Source organism: Bradyrhizobium sp. PMVTL-01 (assembly GCF_051861855.1).
GTDB lineage: Bacteria > Pseudomonadota > Alphaproteobacteria > Rhizobiales > Xanthobacteraceae > Bradyrhizobium.
Window position 1 is genome coordinate 897,248 of record NZ_CP193982.1, and the last position, 17,368, is coordinate 914,615.

14 protein-coding genes are annotated in these 17,368 nt (G+C 64.3%); 5 read left to right on the plus strand and 9 right to left on the minus strand.

The window, feature by feature from the left end; genetic code table 11:
• The first annotated feature begins 24 nt into the window (after positions 1-24).
• Complete coding sequence (locus ACRQ5Q_RS04205; RefSeq protein ID WP_439372985.1) at positions 25-546, plus strand: MarR family winged helix-turn-helix transcriptional regulator; 522 nt, start codon at positions 25-27, stop codon at positions 544-546.
• 119 nt (positions 547-665) lie between these two features.
• Here the strand turns inward: ACRQ5Q_RS04205 and ACRQ5Q_RS04210 are convergent, their stop codons facing one another.
• The 9 genes from ACRQ5Q_RS04210 to ACRQ5Q_RS04250 form a co-directional block, all read right to left on the minus strand.
• A complete protein-coding gene (locus tag ACRQ5Q_RS04210) occupies positions 666-1,949 on the minus strand; it encodes a glycerate kinase type-2 family protein (protein WP_439399680.1) in 1,284 nt (427 codons plus the stop codon).
• Between the two features lie 190 nt (positions 1,950-2,139).
• Entirely contained in the window at positions 2,140-3,369 is a 1,230-nt protein-coding gene (locus ACRQ5Q_RS04215; RefSeq protein ID WP_439396169.1) for an ABC transporter substrate-binding protein, read from the minus strand.
• A 234-nt stretch (positions 3,370-3,603) separates the two neighbouring features.
• Entirely contained in the window at positions 3,604-4,830 is a 1,227-nt protein-coding gene (locus ACRQ5Q_RS04220; RefSeq protein ID WP_439396171.1) for an ABC transporter substrate-binding protein, read from the minus strand.
• Between the two features lie 120 nt (positions 4,831-4,950).
• Complete coding sequence (locus ACRQ5Q_RS04225) at positions 4,951-6,186, minus strand: ABC transporter substrate-binding protein (RefSeq protein WP_439372988.1); 1,236 nt, start codon at positions 6,184-6,186, stop codon at positions 4,951-4,953.
• Between the two features lie 29 nt (positions 6,187-6,215).
• Positions 6,216-7,235, minus strand: a complete 1,020-nt coding sequence (locus tag ACRQ5Q_RS04230; protein ID WP_439372989.1) for a branched-chain amino acid ABC transporter permease — start codon at positions 7,233-7,235, stop codon at positions 6,216-6,218.
• Between the two features lie 2 nt (positions 7,236-7,237).
• Positions 7,238-8,116, minus strand: a complete 879-nt coding sequence (locus ACRQ5Q_RS04235) for a branched-chain amino acid ABC transporter permease (protein ID WP_439372990.1) — start codon at positions 8,114-8,116, stop codon at positions 7,238-7,240.
• 240 nt (positions 8,117-8,356) lie between these two features.
• A complete protein-coding gene (locus ACRQ5Q_RS04240) occupies positions 8,357-9,070 on the minus strand; it encodes an ABC transporter ATP-binding protein (protein ID WP_439372991.1) in 714 nt (237 codons plus the stop codon).
• Positions 9,067-9,864 (minus strand): ABC transporter ATP-binding protein, encoded by a 798-nt coding sequence (locus tag ACRQ5Q_RS04245; RefSeq protein ID WP_439372992.1) that lies wholly within the window; start codon positions 9,862-9,864, stop codon positions 9,067-9,069. The genes ACRQ5Q_RS04240 and ACRQ5Q_RS04245 overlap by 4 nt, the downstream gene beginning before the upstream one ends.
• Before the next feature lie 66 nt (positions 9,865-9,930).
• Entirely contained in the window at positions 9,931-10,797 is an 867-nt protein-coding gene (locus ACRQ5Q_RS04250; protein WP_439372993.1) for an IclR family transcriptional regulator, read from the minus strand.
• Positions 10,798-10,926: 129 nt separating this feature from the next.
• Here ACRQ5Q_RS04250 and ACRQ5Q_RS04255 point away from each other — a divergent pair, with 129 nt between their 5' ends.
• From ACRQ5Q_RS04255 to pimC, 4 genes are all read left to right on the plus strand, one after another.
• Entirely contained in the window at positions 10,927-13,023 is a 2,097-nt protein-coding gene (locus ACRQ5Q_RS04255) for a 3-hydroxyacyl-CoA dehydrogenase NAD-binding domain-containing protein (RefSeq protein ID WP_439396173.1), read from the plus strand.
• Positions 13,024-13,246: 223 nt separating this feature from the next.
• Positions 13,247-14,929 (plus strand): dicarboxylate--CoA ligase PimA, encoded by a 1,683-nt coding sequence (gene pimA / locus ACRQ5Q_RS04260; protein WP_439396175.1) that lies wholly within the window; start codon positions 13,247-13,249, stop codon positions 14,927-14,929.
• Positions 14,926-16,113, plus strand: a complete 1,188-nt coding sequence (locus ACRQ5Q_RS04265; protein ID WP_439372996.1) for an acetyl-CoA C-acyltransferase — start codon at positions 14,926-14,928, stop codon at positions 16,111-16,113. Before pimA ends, ACRQ5Q_RS04265 begins: the two co-directional genes overlap by 4 nt.
• 16 nt (positions 16,114-16,129) lie before the next feature.
• Positions 16,130-17,320 carry a pimeloyl-CoA dehydrogenase large subunit gene (gene pimC, locus ACRQ5Q_RS04270; protein ID WP_439372997.1) on the plus strand — a complete coding sequence of 397 codons (1,191 nt, stop codon included), beginning with the start codon at positions 16,130-16,132 and terminating at the stop codon, positions 17,318-17,320.
• The last annotated feature ends 48 nt before the right edge of the window (positions 17,321-17,368 follow it).

Genomic DNA, 17,368 nt, shown 5'->3' on the forward strand with positions numbered 1-17,368 from the left:
TAGCGGGATTACGAGCACGAGGCGATGACCGTTTCCAAAACCGCTGAAAAGACTTCCGAAAAGACGGCCGACCTGGCCAAGGGCCGCAAGGACGCGGGCGAGCCGCAGGCGGAAGCCCTCCAGCTCGGCGAGTTGTCCGAGCAGCTCGGCTATGTCCTGAAGCGGGCGCAGCTCAAGGTGTTCGAGAACTTTTTGCGCTGCATGGCCTCGCTCCAGCTGACGCCGGCGCAGTTCTCGGTGCTGCTGCTGGTCGAGAAGAACCCCGGCCGTAACCAGACCGAGATCGCCTCGACGCTCGGCATCCTCAGGCCGAACTTCGTGGCCATGCTCGACAATCTCGAGAGCCGCGACCTTTGCGCGCGGATCCGCTCCACCAACGACCGCCGCTCGCACATCCTGGTGTTGACCGACAAGGGCAAGGCCGTGCTGGCCCGGGCCAAGAAGCTCGTCGCCTCCAAGCACGAGGCACGGCTGAACGATCTGCTCGGCCAGGCCAATCGCGAAGCCCTGATCGGGATGCTCTCGAAGATCGCCAACGAGTTTTGAAGGGGCCCGCCGTCACCTCCCGTCATTGCGAGCGTAGCGAAGCAATCCAGAGTGTCTCTGCCGAGGGATTCTGGATTGCTTCGCTACGCTCGCAATGACGGTGGAGGAACCGGCGCGCCTCAATCCACCAAGATCACCCGGATGTCGTTGACGTTCGTCAGGGTCGGGCCGGGCTGCAGCAGATCGCCTGTCGCCTCGAAGAAGGTCGTGGCGTCGTTGTTGTCGAGATAGGCCTGCGGCTGCAGTCCTTGCGCCTTCATCTTCGCGAACGTCGCGACATCGATCAGCGCGCCGGCGGGGTCGGTGGGGTGGCCGGCGCCGCCATCGGCGCCGTCGGTATCGCCGGCAAGGGCTGAAATGCCAGCCGTGTCCTTCAACAGCTCCGCGAGCGCCAGTGCGTATTCCTGGTTGGGGCCGCCGCGCCCATTGCCGCGCACGGTCACCGTGAGCTCGCCGCCGGAGAGGATCGCGACGCGCTTGCCTTGCGCGCGCGCATCGAGCGCCAGCCTGGCGTGATTGGCGGCGACCTCGCGCGCTTCGCCTTCGAGATCGGCGCCGAGGTCGATGGTCTCGTAGCCGGCGTGCCTGGCGAGCTTGACCGCCGCGTCGAGAGATTGCCTGGGCCGCGCGATCAATTCGAACGACGCGCGCGCGAAGGCGGCATCGCCCGGCTTGCAGCTTTCATTGCCGGGATCGTCGAGCGCGCGGCGCACGGCCTCGTCGATGTCGAGCCTGTACTTCGCCACGATCGCGCGCGCGTCGGCGAGCGTGGTCGGATCCGGCACGGTGGGGCCGGAGGCGATGGCGGAGGGATCATCGTGCGGCACGTCGGAGATCGCGAGCGTGACGATCTCGGACGCGTTCCTGCCGGCGCGCGCGAGACGCCCGCCCTTGATGCGCGAGAGGTGTTTGCGCACGACATTCATCTCGCCGATCGGCGCGCCCGAGCGGAGCAGCGCCTTGTTGACCGCCTGCTTCTGCGCGAAGCTGATGCCGTCCACCGGTGCGATCCAGTTCGCCGAGCCGCCGCCGGTGAGCAGCACCAGCAGCAGATCGTCGGGGCCGGCCTCGCCGGCAAGCGCGAGCGTGTCGGCGGCGCCCTTGAGGCCGGCTTCGTCGGGCACGGGATGACCGGCCTCGACCACTCGGATGCGCCGCGTCGGCACGCCATGGCCGTGGCGCGTGGTGGCGATGCCCACCAGCCGCTCCGGTGCCAGTTTGAGGGTGTCGACATAGTGCCGCTCAGCGGCTGCGGCCATCGCACCGGCGCCCTTGCCGGCGGCAAGACAGATCACGCGTCCCCTGGGCGCGGGGCGCAAGTGCGGCGCCAGGATCGTATTCGGATGGGCGGCGGCAACGGCGGCGTCGTAGAGCGCGCGGAGCAGGGGACGTCGGTCGGTCATGGCGAAGGCCTTCGGCGGACAGGAGAGATCGGCGGCGAGCGCCAGTGACATGCCTACCGCATCAGGCGCAAAAGCGTAAGCAGGCTTTCCTGTCATTCGATTGTGCAATCGCGTGATCATAATCGGAGGGGCGAACGAAAAGCCCCCTGCGTGAGGCCGCAGGGGGCTTGTTTTTCCAGCCCTTGTGCGGCTAGCCGCCGGCGTCGGCGCTGATCACGTCGCCGAACAGATCCCATTTGTCGCCCTTGAACTTCATGAGCTGCAGCGAACTGATCGGTGCGAAGTCGTTGGGGCCGGTGTTGATCTTGATGCCGGGGAGCAGCACTTCGGTGCGGAAATCCTTCAGGCTCGCCGCCTGCTTCATGACGTTCTCGCGCGTGAGATTGTCGCCGCACTTCTTCAGCACTTCGACCAGCGTCTGTGCCACGCCGTAGCCGACGATGGTGCCGCCGTCGAGCTTGTCGCCCTCCGGGAAGTATTTCGTCATGAAGTCAAGGAAGCCCTTCATGCCGGGGTCGTCCTTCCACTGCGGATCGGAAACGTCCTTCAGATATGCGGCCGAGATAATGTCCTGCGAATTCTCGAAGCCGGCGGGCTTGATCACGCTGCCGACCGAGGCCGAGACGTTGTTGAGGAAGTGAGTCGGTTTCCAGCCGATTTCGGAGATCTTCTTGATCGCCTGCGCCGCGAACTTCGGCGTGGTGATGTTGATGAAGACGTCAGCGCCGGTCGCCTTCAGCTTGACGATGTGATTGTCGATGGTCGGCTCTGAAGTCTCGTAGCTTTCCTCCAGCACGATCATGCTTGCGCCCTTGGCGCCGAGGCCGTCCTTCAGGCCCTTCAGGTAGTCCTTGCCGTAATCGTCGTTCTGGTAAAGGACGCCGATCTTGGCGTTTGGCATCGTCTTCAGGATGTATTTCGCATAGATCTGCGTCTCGCTCTGGTAATTGGGCTGCCAGCCCATCGTCCACGGGAAGTTCTGCGGATCGTTCCACTTGGTGGCGCCGGTGGCGACGAACAGCTGCGGCACCTTCTTCGTGTTCATGTATTTCTGGATCGCCGAGTTGGGCGGCGTGCCGAGCGAGTTGAAGATGAGCAGAACCTCGTCGCTCTCGACCAGCTTGCGCGCCTGCTCCACGGTCTTGGGCGGCGAATAGGCGTCGTCATAGCTGACGAAGTTGATCTTGCGGCCGTTGATGCCGCCCTCTTCATTGATCTTCTTGAAATAGGCGGCCTCGGTCCGCCCGATGATGCCGTAGGCGGAAGCTGGTCCGCTGTAGGGCATGATGTTGCCGATCTTGATCTCGGTGTCGGTCGCGCCGGTATCGTATTTCTTCTGGGCCGATGCAGTGGCGGCCGAGGCTGCGATGAGCGCAAGTGCCAGTGACGCGGCCGCAAGTTTGCCGGTGACAGCGGGCATTCCTATCTCCCTGATTTTCTTGGTGTGTGCATCCCTTTTCTTGACTTGATTGTTTTTGGCGACGCGGCCTCAATTCAATACGATTTAACCGGTGCCTTCAACAGAAAGGCCCCGCGACGGCGTCGCGGGGCCTCCTCCTTTAGTAGTCAGGGACAGGCGCGAGATGTGTGCGCTGCAAGATGCGGTAACCGCCTTGAGTTCCCGATTTATCAGGGCGATTGCGAGTTGACAGGCTCAGTGGCTCACCTCGCTCGAGATGACCTCGCCGAACAGCTCCCATTTCTTGCCCTTGAACCGCATCATCTGGAGCTGCTCGATCGGGGCGAAATTGTCAGGTGCGGTGTTGATCTTGATGCCGGGCAGCAGCGTGTCGGGGGCGAAATCCCTGATGCCGGCGGCCTGTCTCATGACGTTCTCGCGGGTGAGATCGTCGCCGCACATCTGCAGCACCTTCACCATGGTCTGGGCCGCGGCATAGCCGAACACCACGCCGGCATCGAGCTTGTTGGCCTTGGGCTCGTACTGCGCCAGGAAATTGTAGAACTTCTTCATGCCGTCGTCGGCATTCCATTGCGGGTCCGAGCCGTCCTTGGTGTAGGTGGCCGACAGGATGCCTTGCGAGATCTCGAGCCCCGCCGGCTCCAGCACGCCGCCGACCGAAGCCGAGACGTTGGAGATGATGTGGACCGGGCGCCAGTTGATCTCCGCCGCCTTCTTGATCGCCTGCGCGGCAAATTTTGGCGTGGTGATGCTGATGAAGACGTCGGCGCCCGAGGTCTTCAGTTTCACGACGTGCTCGTCGATCGCGGGCTCCGAAGTGTCGTAGCTCTCTTCCAGCACGATCATCGAGGCCTTGGGCCCGAGGCCCTCCTTCAGTCCCTTCAGATAGTCCTTGCCGAAATCGTCGTTCTGGTAGAGCACGCCGATCTTCGCGTCCGGCTTCTCTTTCATGATGTACTTGGCGTAGATGCGTGCCTCGCTCGCGTAGCTCGGCTGCCAGCCCATGGTCCAGGGGTATTGCTTCGGATCGTTCCACTTCGAGGCGCCGCTCGCCACGAACAATTGCGGCACCTTCTTCTCGTTCATGTATTTGCGGATCGCGCCATTGGTGGAGGTGCCGAGCGAGCCGAAGATCAGCAGCACCCCGTCGCTCTCGACCAGCTTGCGCGCCTGCTCCACCGTCTTCGGCGGCGAATAGCCGTCGTCGTAGGAGATGAACTTGATCTTGCGGCCGTTGATGCCGCCCTCGGCATTGATCTTGTTGAAATAGGCTTCCTCGGTCTTGCCGATCGCGGAATAGGCGGAGGCCGGCCCGCTATAGGGCATGATGTTGCCGATCTTGATTTCGGCATCGGAAGCGCCGCTGTCGTATTTCTTTTGCGCCTGTGCCGGGCCGCTCATCGCAGTGCACAACGCGAATGCGGCGAGCAAGGCCGCAATCTGAAATCGAACGGCAGTCATCTTTCTCCTACCCCGGCTGGATCGGCGCAGCATTGAACAAGATTGACGCCCGGCGTCAACAAAAAGCCCCCGCGATCGCTCGCGGGGGCATATCGATGCCAGGACTATGACGTCAGCGTGTCACTCGGAGGGGACGTCGCCGCTGATGATCTCGCCGAACAGTTCCCACTTCTCGCCCTTGAAGCGCTGCATTTGCAGCTGCGAGATCGGGGCGAAGTCGGTGGCGCTGGTGTTGATCTTGACGCCGGGCAGCAGGGTGTCCGGGGCAAAATCCTTCAGCGAGGCCGCCTGCTTCATCAGGTTGGCGCGGGTGAGATCGTCACCGCACATCTCCAGCACCTTGGCCAGCGTCGAGGCCGCGCCATAGCCGTAGACCATGCCGGTGTCGGTCTTGTCGGCGCCGGGCATGTACTTGTCGACGAACTCGTTCCACTTCTTCATGCCGGGATCGTTGTTCCACTGAGGATCCGTGGAATCCTTGGCATAGGCCGCCGACAGCACGTCCTGCGAGGCTTCGAAGCCGGCTGGCTTCATCACGCTGCCGACCGAGATCGAGACGTTGGTCAGGATCTGCAGCGGCTTCCAGGTGAGCTCGGCGGTCTTCTTGATGGTCTGCGCCGCGAACTTCGGCGTCGCATAGATCAGCAGCACGTCGGGATTGGCGGCCTTGATCTTGACGATGTGGCCGTCGATCGACGGCTCCGACACCTCATAGCTCTCTTCCATGATGATCATGGAGGAGGCCTTGGCGCCGAGGCCGTCCTTGGTGCCCTTGAGGTAGTCTTTGCCGAAATCGTCGTTCTGGTAGAGGATCGCGATCTTGGCGTTCGGCTTCTCCTTCATCAGCCATTTCGCGTAGATCTGCGCCTCGCTCTGGTAGGAGGGCTGCCAGCCCATGGTCCAGGGGAAGTTCTTCGGATCGTTCCACTTGGTGGCGCCGGTGGCGACGAACAGCTGCGGGATCTTCTTGGCGTTCAGGTATTTCTGGATCGCGGTGTTCGAGGGCGTGCCGAGCGGGTTGAACACCGCCAGCACCTCGTCGCTCTCGACCAGCTTGCGGACCTGCTCGACTGCTTTCGGCGGCGAATAGGCGTCGTCATAGGTGACGAAGTTGACCTTGCGGCCGTTGATGCCGCCCTTGTCGTTGATCATCTTGAAATAGGCTTCTTCAGTCTTGCCGATGATGCCGTAGGCCGACGCCGGACCGCTGTACGGCATGATGTTGCCGATCTTGATCTCGGTGTCGGAAGCGCCGGTGTCGTATTTCTTTTGGGCAAATGCCGCGCCGGAGTTGAAAGTGATGGCCGCCGTTGCCGTGACCAGCGCGGCGGCTCGCAGTGTTCTTGCAAAAGACAATTCGGGTCTCCTTTGTACGATTACGGGGTTCAATTCTTTCTGAGCTTTCCAGCGAGTTGCTGGCCCAGGATTGCGATCTGCCTTGCGCCATGCGGCACGAGGTAGATGACGAGGAACAGGAGCACGCCGAACACGGCGCCGGAGAGGCCCTTGGAGATGCTCTCCGCCATGTTCGGCACGAAGATGATGAAGGCCGCACCGACGAACGAGCCGGGCAGCCAGCCGACGCCGCCGACCACCATGCCGAGGAACAGCGAGATCGCGAGCGTGATGGTGTAGCTGTCGGGCGCGACGAACTGCACCGCGATGGCGCCGAGCGAGCCGGCGATGCCGGTGATCGCCGCCGACACGCCGAAGGCCAGCGTCTTGTAGAGCGCGACGTTGACACCCATCGAGGAGGCCGCGATCTCGTTGTCGCGGATCGCCATGAAGGCGCGGCCTGACCTCGAGCGCAACAGGTTCACGGAGAAGATATAGATTGCGATCGTCACGATCAGCGTGAAGTAGTACAGCCACATGTCCTGCGACATCGGCAGGCCGAACGGCGCGTCGGGCTTGGTGACGACGAGGCCCTGCACGCCGCCGGTCCAGTGCTCAAGGAAGTTCAGCTTCAGGAGCTGCGGCATGGCCGTGGCGAGCGCGAAGGTCGCGAGCGCGAGATAGACGCCCGACAGCCGCAGGGCCGGTTTGCCGAAAAGGTAACCGAATGCGAAACAGACCACGGCGGAAATCGGAATGGTCAGCGCGTAGTTGATGTTGGCGTGCTCCATCAGTACTGCCGAAGTATAGGCGCCGACCGCGTAGAACGCGCTCTGGCCGAGCGAGAACTGGCCCGAGCCGCCGGTCAGGATGTTCAGCGCCAGCACCGCGAGCCCGTAGATCAGCAGCATCGTCATCTGGAAGATGATGAAGTTCTTGACGAAGACGGGCACGATCAGGAGCGCGGCGAGCACCACCAGCGACGTGCCGGTGCCCAGCGTCATGGCCCGCTTCGGAACGGCCTCGACCGCCTGGTGGCCTTCTGCAACGACTTCTTCTGCAGCGCTCATGATCAAACTCGCTTGACGATGTGCCGGCCGAACAGGCCGGCGGGTTTGACGACCAGGACGGAGATGATCAGCGCAAGCGCGATCGGGAGTTTCAGCTCGTTGCCGACGCCGGGGATGTAGGTGCCGGCGAGATTCTCGAAGATGCCGACCAGGAAGCCGCCGACCACCGCGCCGAACGGGCTGGTGAGGCCGCCGAGCACCGCGGCGGCAAAGCCGTAGATCAGGACGCCGCCCATCATGTTCGGCTCGAGGAATACGACGGGAGCGATCAGCATGCCGGCGATCGAGCCGATCGCCGAGGCCATGCCCCAGCCCAGCGCGATCATCCAGCTCGTGTTGATGCCGACGAGGCGCGCCGATTCAGGCACCGAGGCGGCCGCGCGCATGGCAAGGCCGATGCGGGTGTACTGGAAGAAGAAGTACAGGCCGAGCAGCAGCAGCACGGTGACGCCGATCATGCCGGCCTGGTGGGTCGAGATCAGCTGGCTGCCCAGGAACGGCGCGGAGCCGAACGGGGTCGGGTACTGCTTGATGGTGAAGTCCCAGATCAGGCCGGCCGTGGAGTTGATGATCGCAAACAGCGCGATGAAGCCGGCGACGTTGGTCAAAACCGGCGCCTTGGCAAGCGGCTTGAACAGGATGCGCTCGATTGCGATGCCGCCGACGAAAGAGAACGCCAGCGTGATCGCGAACGCGGCCCAGTAGGGCACGCCCCACTGCATCAGCTGCCAGGAGATGAAGGTCGAGAACATCGCCATCTCGCCCTGCGCGAAGTTGAGATGGTCGATGGCCTGGTAGATCATGACCACGGCGAGCGCCATGCAGGCGTAGATCGCGCCCGTGGCGATGCCGGCCAGGACCTGGTTGGTGAACAGCTCCATTGTCCCGGCTCCCTAAAACTTGCCCGATTGGGTTTGAACTGCAACGGCGTTGGAGGTCCACCTCTCCCTAAGGGAGAGGTCGCGCCGAAGGCGCGGGTGAGGGGTTACGGTCGCAGGGTGAAGCTGCGGCCCCTCACCCGGATTGCTCAGGCGCGCAATTGCGCGCCTGAGCAATCCGACCTCTCCCCGTCGGGGAGAGGTGAAGCGAGTGCGCGGATAATCCATTGCCATCATCCCACCTCAGTAACCCAGATAGGATTTGCGGATTTCTTCGTTGTTCGCGATGTCCTTGGCGTTGCCCGACATCACGATGCGGCCGGTTTCGATCACATAGGCCTGGTCGGCGAGCTCGAGCGCGAGCTGGGCGTTCTGCTCGACCACCAGGATCGACACCTTGTCCTCGCGGTTGATCTTGCCGAGGATGCCGAACAGGTCGCGCACCACCAGCGGCGCGAGGCCGAAGGAGGGCTCGTCCAGCAGCATCAGCCGCGGCCGCAGCATCAGCGCGCGGGCGACCGCGAGCATCTGCTGCTCGCCGCCGGAGAGCGTGCCGGCCTGCTGGGTGTGGCGCTGCTTCAGCACCGGGAAGTGCGCATACATGCGCTCGATGTCGGAGATGATGCCGGCGCTGTCCTTGCGGGTTATCGCCCCTAACTGGAGGTTCTCCTCCACCGTCATGTTGGTGAAGGTGCCGCGGCCCTGCGGCACGTGGGCGATGCCGAACCGCACGATGCTCTCGGTCGAGCGATTGTTCAGCGGCTTGCCGTCGAACTCGATGCCGCCGGTGGAGCGCACCATGTTGCAGATCGCGCGCAGCGTGGTGGTCTTGCCGGCGCCGTTGGCGCCCAGCAGCGTCGTCAGCGAGCCCTCGTTGAGGGAGAAGGAGAGGCCATGGAGCGCCTGGACCTGGCCGTAATAGGCGCGCAGGTCCTTGACGTTGAGCAGAGTCGTCATTGGTCCTTGCTCCCGAGATAGGCCTTGATGACGTCGGGGTCCGCCTGCACCTGGGCCGGCGTGCCTTCCGCGAGCTTCTTGCCGAAATTCAGCGCGACGACGTGGTCGGCGATCGACATCACGAGACCCATGTGATGCTCGACCAGCAGCACCGTCATGTGGCGCTCGTCGCGGATTTTGCGGATGAGGTCGCCGAGCACATAGACTTCCTCGTGGTTGAGGCCGCCGGCAGGCTCGTCGAGCAGCAGGATCTTCGGATCGGCCGCGAGCGCGCGTGCCAGCTCGACGCGCTTCTGCGTGCCGAAGGGCAGGCCGGACACGGTGGTGTGGGCGACGTCCTCGAGGTCGAGATAGGCGAGGATCTCGTGCACCTTCTTGTTGACGTCGTTCTCGCTGCGACGGACCCAGGCGAGCCGCAAGGAGTCGCTGATGATGTCGCTGGAGGTCTTCGAATGGGCGCCGACGCGGACATTGTCCATCACCGACAGGTTCGGAAACAGCGCCACGTTCTGGAAGGTGCGGCCGATGCCGATCTCGGCGATCCGGTGCGGCGGACGCGACAGGATGCTGACGCCTTCCATCAGGATGTCGCCGGACGACGGCTGATAGAGCCGCGAGAGGCAATTGAAGAGCGTGGTCTTGCCGGCGCCGTTGGGGCCGATCAATCCCAGGATCTGGCCCTTGTGCATGTTAAACGACACGCCGTTGAGCGCGATGATGCCGCCGAACACGACGCTGACGTCGCGAACCGCGAGCAGGGGCGATGTACCCTGCGCGAGCTGTGCCTGCGTCATCTCGTCTCGCCCACGGTGTTCAGTGGGCGAAGGGGCGATGCGAACCGCTCCCTGTGATGACAAAGGCTATCTGATCCCCTCGGCCACACGCGCAACTTTTCCTCCTGATTTCAGCTTTTTGCTGACTTCTTTTTTTGAATGCGGCATCAGACCCCCGAGTGCCGATTCGATGTTCCTTACCATCGCAAGCAGACGCGGTCCAATGTCGTTGATCAAACGCTCTTCCGTGAAACGGAATGCGGGCGCTCCGCAATTGAATGCGTAAGGACCGGTTCCATCGTTGAGCTTGAGTGCGACGCCGGCGGCGCCGATATCGTCGTGCCAGTCGCCGACGGAGATTGCAAAGCCGTATTTCGCGACGGTCTCGCCGGAACGTTCGAGGCCATCGCGCATCTTGGGCCAGCGGCTGCCGTAATGTTCGCGCAGCATGCGCGAGACCTCGGCGCGATTGTCTTCGTCGAGCGCCCAGAAATAGGCGCGGCCCATCGCGCTGGTTGCAATCGGCACGCGCGAGCCGACGTCAAGTTGAACACCGACGGTCTCGCTGCCGCGGCTCTGCCCGAAATAGATCATGCTGTGACGGTCGCGGCCGCCGACGGCGACGGCGCCCCCGGTCGCGCGCATCACTTCCTCGCGAAACGGCTCGGACAAATGCCGAACACCGAGGTTGGCGAGCGCGGCGTAGCCGAGCGACATCGCGGCGGGTGCGAGCTGGTACTTCTCGAAACGGGGAACCGGCGTCAGATAACCGAGCTTGGTCAGCGTATAGGTCAGCCGCGACACCGTCGGCTTCGGCAGGTTGGTCCGCGCCGCGATCTCCTGATTGCCGAGCAGGCCGTCATTGGGTTGGAATGCGCGCAATACGTCCAGTCCGCGGGAAAGCGCGACGACGAAATTCCGATCGGTCGCAATCTTCTTTCCTGTACGCTTCATCCCTGATCTGCTTCTTGCGCGGAGTCGTTGACAACGTCCGTGCTTCAAAATAACCCTGCCGTCAAGATGCGGAATTAAATTCCGCACCGCGAAATCGAACAAAAGTTAATCCCACCAAGGAGGGAAACCGTGAGCGAAGTGGTCAAGCTTGAGCGTCATGACGAAGTCGGGATCGTCACGGTCGACAGCCCTCCGGTCAATGCGCTGAGTGCCGCAGTCCGCGGCGGTATCCTGGAATGCATCACGGCCGCAATCGCCGATCCCGCCATCAAGGGCATCGTGCTGACCTGCGGCGGCCGCACCTTCATCGCCGGTGCCGACATCACCGAATTCGGCAAGCCGCCGAAGCCGCCCGCCCTCAACGACGTCCTCGCCGAGATCGAGCATTCGCCCAAGCCCGTGGTGGCAGCGATCCACGGCACCGCGCTCGGCGGCGGCCTCGAGGTCGCGCTCGCATGTCATTTCCGCGTCGCGGTGAAGGAGGCCAAGCTCGGCCTGCCCGAGGTGAAGCTGGGCCTCTTGCCCGGCGCCGGCGGAACCCAGCGCCTGCCGCGCGCGGTCGGGCCTGAGCTTGCGGTCAAGATGATCGTCGGTGGCGACCCGATCGGGGCCGCGGAAGCGCTCGAGAACGGCCTGATCGAGGAGATCATCGAGGGGCCTGCCTCCGGCGGCGAGGCTTTCGTCCGCAAGGTCATCGCCGAGAAGCGTCCGCTGCGCCGCCTGCGTGACGACGATTCCAAGATCGCGGCGGCCAAGGCCGACCGCTCGATCTTCACCAACGCCGTCGCCGCCATGACCAAGAAGTCGCGCGGCCTGGAAGCCCCGTTCGCGGCCGCCGACGCCGTCGGTTACGCCATCGACCTGCCCTTCGACGAAGGTCTGAAGAAGGAGCGCGAGGGCTTCCTCAAGCTCGTTGCCAGCGACCAGTCCAAGGCGCAGCGCTATGCCTTCTTCGCCGAGCGCGAGGCCGCCAAGATCGCGGGCGTCCCTGAGGCCACCAAGCCGCGTCCCGTGAACCGCGTCGCCATTCTCGGCGCCGGCACCATGGGCGGCGGCATCGCGATGTCCTTCGCCAATGCCGGCGTGCCCGTCACGCTGATCGAGACCGGCGAGGAGCAGCTCAGGCGCGGCATGGGAATCATGCAGAAGAACTGGGAAGCGACCGCCGCGCGCGGCGGCATCCCGGCCGACGCGCCGGCCAAGCGCATGGCGCTGATCAACGGCGTCGTCGGCATCGAGAATGTCGGCGATGCCGACCTCGTCATCGAGGCCGTGTTCGAGACCATGGCGGTGAAGAAGGAGGTGTTCGGCAAGCTCGACCAGTACGCCAAGCCCGGCGCCGTGCTCGCCTCCAACACCTCGTATCTCGACATCGACGAGATCGCGAAGTCGACCAAGCGTCCGCAGGACGTGCTCGGCATGCATTTCTTCTCGCCGGCCAACGTCATGAAGCTGTGCGAGATCGTGCGCGCCGACAAGACCGCGCCGGACGCGCTGGTGACTGCGGTGGCCATCGCGCGAAAGATCGCGAAGGTGCCGGTCGTGGTCGGAGTTTGCGACGGCTTCGTCGGCAACCGCATGCTGGCCCAGCGCGGCAAGCAGTCGGAGAAGCTGTTGTTCGAAGGCGCGCTGCCGCAGCAGGTCGATGCGGTCGTCACCAAGTTCGGCATGCCGATGGGCCCGTTCGCGATGGGCGACCTCGCCGGCCTCGACATCGGTTGGCGCTCGCGGAAAGACCGCGGCATCAAGTCGGAGATCGCGGACGCGCTATGCGAAGCCGGCCGCTTCGGCCAGAAGACCGGCAAGGGCTACTACAAGTACGAAGCCGGCTCCCGCGCGCCGCTGCCCGATCCCGAGGTCGAGAAGCTGATCGACGAGACCTTGCTGCGCCTCGGCCGCAAGAAGCGCGTGGTCAGCGACGAGGAGATCCTCGAGCGCATGATGTACCCGATGATCAACGAGGGCGCGAAGATTCTCGAAGAGGGCATCGCGGCGCGTCCCTCCGACATCGACGTGGTCTGGCTCTACGGCTATGGCTGGCCGATCTATCGCGGCGGCCCGATGTTCTGGGCCGACACCGTCGGCCTCAAGCACATCGCCGATCGTCTGTCGTTCTACGCCAAGGAAACCAACGATCCGGGCCTCGAGCCCGCCCCGCTGCTGAAGAAGCTCGCGGCGGAAGGCAAGACCTTCGCCTCGCTCGCAGCCGCTTCGAAAGCGGCGTGATCGGATTGGATGCCGTGGCTGCCGATATTTCGTCCGAGGCAAAGCTCTTTCCGTTCCCTCCCCCCTTGTGGGGGAGGGTCAGGGAGGGGAGTAGGCTCGGGCGAGGCCGGAGTTCGTGGCACCCCCTTCCCCAACCCTTCCCCACAAGGGGGAAGGGAGCCCGTCCGCCGGTGCCCGCCTCACACGACCCGGCTGCTACCGCTTTGCAGAGTATCGATCGCCTATGACCCATCCCGGCGAACAGTTTTACCCCGAGGGCGTGCGTTGGGACGATCCCATCGCCCAGGGCTCGCTGCCTGACCTCTTGTCGAAAGCCGCCGCGAATTACGGTCCGCGCACCGCGCTGGAGTTTCGGGATCGTGCAATCAGCTACACCGAGCTTGCCACCATGGCCGATCGTGCGGGGGCTGCGTTCCTGCGCGAAGGCATCGGCAAGAACAGCTCGGTCGCGCTGTTCCTCGGCAACACGCCGGACCATCCGGTCAATTTCTTCGGCGCGCTGAAGGCAGGCGCCCGCGTCGCCCATCTGTCTCCGCTGGACGGCGAGATCGCGCTGACCCACAAGGTCTCCGACTCCGGCTCGCGCCTGCTCGTCACCTCGAACCTCCAGGGCCTGCTGCCGACCGCGCTGAAATTCCTGGAGAAGGGCCTGATCGACAAGCTCGTCGTCTGCGAGGACGACAATTGGGGCAAGGTCGGCACGCCGCAGGCGGCGATCCCCGATGATCCCCGCATCGTCACCATCAGGACCTTCGTCGAAGGCGCCACCGCTCCGGCAGAGTGGCCGAAAGTCACGGCCGACGACGTCGCGCTGCTGCAATATACCGGCGGCACCACCGGCCTGCCCAAGGGCGCGATGCTGACCCACGGCAATCTCACCTCGGCGGTGTCGATCTACGACGTCTGGGGCAAGCCGGCGCGCGCTGCGCGCGGCGATGTCGTCGAGCGCGTCATCTGCGTGCTGCCGCTGTTCCACATCTACGCGCTCACCGTCGTGCTCTTGTCCTCGCTCAGCCGCGGCAACCTGATCTCGATGCATCAGCGTTTCGACGTCGAAGCCGTGATGCGCGACATCGAGGTCAAGCGCGCGACCTATTTCCCGGGCGTGCCGACGATGTGGATCGCGATCGCCGCGCTGCCCGATCTCGACAAGCGTGACTTCTCCTCGCTCGCCACCATCGGCTCCGGCGGAGCGCCGCTGCCGGTGGAGATCGCCAATTTCTTCGAGCGCAAGGTCGGCAAGAAGCTGCGCAGCGGCTGGGGCATGACCGAGACCTGCTCGCCCGGCACCGGCCACCCGCCCACGGGCCCCGACAAGCCCGGCTCGATCGGCCTGATGCTGCCCGGCATCGAGCTCGACGTCGTCGCGCTCGACGATCCCAGACGCGTGCTGCCGCCGGGCGAAGTCGGCGAGATCCGCATCAAGGGCCCGAACGTCACCAAGGGCTACTGGAACAAGCCGGAAGGATCCGCAGATGCCTTCGTCGACGGCCGCTTCCTCACCGGCGACATCGGCTATGTCGACACCGACGGCTATTTCTTCCTGGTCGACCGCAAGAAGGACATGATCATCTCCGGCGGCTTCAACGTCTATCCGCAGATGATCGAGCAGGCGATCTACACCATTCCGGGCGTGCACGAGGTGATCGTGCTCGGCATTCCCGACCAGTACCGCGGCGAAGCCGCAAAAGCCTTCATCAAGCTCAAGCCCGACGCAAAGCCGTTCACTCTGGACGAGCTGCGCACACAGCTTGCGGGCAAGCTCGGCAGGCACGAGCTGCCGGCTGCGCTCGAATTCGTCGCCGACCTGCCGCGCACGCCGGTCGGAAAATTGTCGCGCCACGAATTGCGCCAGCAGCAGAAACCGTCACAATCCCCCAGAACCGTATCAGGAGGTCGCTCTTGACCGACGCCGTCATCGTTTCCACCGCCCGCACCCCGATCGGCAAGGCCTATCGCGGCATGCTCAACGCCACCGAGGGCGCAACCCTGCTCGGCCATGCCATCGGCGAGGCCGTTGCCCGCGCCAAGGTCGACCCGAAGGAAATCGAGGACGTCGTGATGGGCGCAGCGCTCCAGCAGGGAGCGACCGGCGGCAACATCGCGCGCAAGGCGCTGCTCCGCGCAGGTCTCCCGGTCACCGTCGCCGGCACCACCATCGACCGGCAATGCGCCTCGGGCCTGCAGGCGATCGCGCTCGCTGCGCGCTCGGTGATCTTCGACGGCGTCGAGATCGCGGTCGGCGGCGGCGGCGAGTCGATCTCGCTCGTGCAGAACGACAAGATGAACGGCTTCCACGCCCAGGACCCGGCGCTGCTCGAGATCAAGGGCGAGGTCTACATGCCCATGATCGATACCGCCGAGGTCGTCGCCAAGCGCTACGGCATCTCGCGCGAACGCCAGGACGAATATTCGCTGGAGAGCCAGCGCCGCACTGCTGCAGCCCAGCAGGCCGGCAAGTTCAAGGACGAGCTCGCCCCGATCACGACGCAGATGGCGGTCACCGACAAGGCGACCGGCGCCGTGTCGATGAAGGAGGTCACGCTGTCGCAGGACGAGGGCCCGCGCCCCGAGACCACCGCCGAAGGCCTTGCTGGCCTGAAGCCCGTGCGCGGCGAAGGCTTCACCATCACCGCCGGCAATGCCAGCCAGCTCTCCGACGGCGCCAGCGCCTCGGTGATCATGAGCGACAAGGAAGCCTCAAAGCGCGGCCTTGCGCCGCTCGGCATCTTCCGCGGCTTCGTCTCGGCCGGCTGCGAGCCGGACGAGATGGGCATCGGCCCGGTCTTCGCCGTGCCGCGCCTGCTCAAGCGCCACGGCCTCACCGTCGACGACATCGGCCTCTGGGAGCTGAACGAAGCCTTCGCGGTGCAGGTGCTGTATTGCCGCGACAAGCTCGGCATCGACCCCGAGAAGATCAACGTCGACGGCGGCGCGATCTCGGTCGGCCATCCCTACGGCATGTCGGGCGCGCGCCTCACCGGCCACGCCCTGATCGAAGGCCGCCGCCGCAAGGCGAAGTACGCGGTCGTCACCATGTGCGTCGGCGGTGGCATGGGCGCGGCCGGCTTGTTCGAAGTGCTGCAGTAATTCACAGGAGGATCCGATGGATCTCGCATTCACGAAAGAAGAGCAGGCGTTTCGCGAGGAAGTGCGGCAGTTCTTCCGCGACAACGTGCCGCCGGATACGCGGCGCAAGCTGGTCGAGGGCCGCCACCTCACCAAGGACGAGATGGTGACGTGGTGGCGCATCCTCAACAAGAAGGGCTGGGGCGTCAGCCACTGGCCGACGCAGTATGGCGGCACGGGGTGGACTTCCGTCCAGCACTACATCTTCAACGAGGAGCTGCAGTCCTATCCGGCGCCGCAGCCGCTCGCCTTCGGCGTCAGCATGGTCGGCCCCGTCATCTACACCTTCGGCAACGAGGAGCAGAAGAAGAAGTACCTGCCGCGCATCGCCAATGTCGACGACTGGTGGTGCCAGGGCTTCTCCGAGCCCGGCTCCGGCTCCGACCTCGCCTCGCTGAAGACCAAAGCCGAGCGCCGTGGCGACAAGTGGATCATCAACGGCCAGAAGACCTGGACCACGCTGGCCCAGCACGCCGACATGATCTTCTGCCTCTGCCGCACCGACAACAACGCCAAGAAGCAGATGGGCATCTCCTTCATCGTGTTCTCGATGAAGTCGAAGGGCGTCACCGTGCGCCCGATCCAGACCATCGACGGGGGCCACGAGGTCAACGAGGTCTTCTTCGACGACGTGGAAGTCCCGATCGAGAACCTGATCGGCGAGGAGAACAAGGGCTGGGACTACGCCAAATTCCTGCTCGGCAACGAGCGCACCGGCATCGCCCGGGTCGGCGTCTCCAAGGAGCGCATTCGCCGCATCAAGGATCTCGCCTCCAAGGTCGAATCCGGCGGCAAGCCGATCATCCAGGACGCCGCCTTCCGCGAGAGGCTGGCGGCCTGCGAGATCGAGCTCAAGGCGCTCGAGCTGACGCAGCTGCGCGTCGTCGCCGACGAGGGCAAGCACGGCAAGGGCAAGCCCAATCCGGCCTCCTCGGTGCTGAAGATCAAGGGCTCCGAGATCCAGCAGACCACCACCGAGCTGCTCATGGAAGTGATCGGTCCGTTCGCCGCGCCTTACGACGTGCATGGCGACGACGGCTCGAACGAGGCCATGGACTGGACAGCCCAGATCGCGCCGAGCTACTTCAACAACCGCAAGGTCTCGATCTACGGCGGCTCCAACGAGATCCAGCGCAACATCATCGCCAAGGCGGTGCTGGGGCTGTGAGGCTCTTCCCCCTCGCCCCGTTCTTACGGGAAGAGGGTTGGGGTGAGG

Excerpts from the sequence above, each read along its gene's own strand:
- ACRQ5Q_RS04205 (WP_439372985.1), top strand. The coding sequence starts at position 25 with ATGACCGTTTCCAAAACCGCTGAAAAGACTTCCGAAAAGACGGCCGAC.
- ACRQ5Q_RS04210 (WP_439399680.1), bottom strand. The coding sequence starts at position 1,949 with ATGACCGACCGACGTCCCCTGCTCCGCGCGCTCTACGACGCCGCCGTT.
- ACRQ5Q_RS04215 (WP_439396169.1), bottom strand. The coding sequence starts at position 3,369 with ATGCCCGCTGTCACCGGCAAACTTGCGGCCGCGTCACTGGCACTTGCG.
- ACRQ5Q_RS04220 (WP_439396171.1), bottom strand. The coding sequence starts at position 4,830 with ATGACTGCCGTTCGATTTCAGATTGCGGCCTTGCTCGCCGCATTCGCG.
- ACRQ5Q_RS04230 (WP_439372989.1), bottom strand. The coding sequence starts at position 7,235 with ATGAGCGCTGCAGAAGAAGTCGTTGCAGAAGGCCACCAGGCGGTCGAG.
- ACRQ5Q_RS04235 (WP_439372990.1), bottom strand. The coding sequence starts at position 8,116 with ATGGAGCTGTTCACCAACCAGGTCCTGGCCGGCATCGCCACGGGCGCG.
- ACRQ5Q_RS04240 (WP_439372991.1), bottom strand. The coding sequence starts at position 9,070 with ATGACGACTCTGCTCAACGTCAAGGACCTGCGCGCCTATTACGGCCAG.
- ACRQ5Q_RS04245 (WP_439372992.1), bottom strand. The coding sequence starts at position 9,864 with ATGACGCAGGCACAGCTCGCGCAGGGTACATCGCCCCTGCTCGCGGTT.
- ACRQ5Q_RS04250 (WP_439372993.1), bottom strand. The coding sequence starts at position 10,797 with ATGAAGCGTACAGGAAAGAAGATTGCGACCGATCGGAATTTCGTCGTC.
- pimA (WP_439396175.1), top strand. The coding sequence starts at position 13,247 with ATGACCCATCCCGGCGAACAGTTTTACCCCGAGGGCGTGCGTTGGGAC.
- pimC (WP_439372997.1), top strand. The coding sequence starts at position 16,130 with ATGGATCTCGCATTCACGAAAGAAGAGCAGGCGTTTCGCGAGGAAGTG.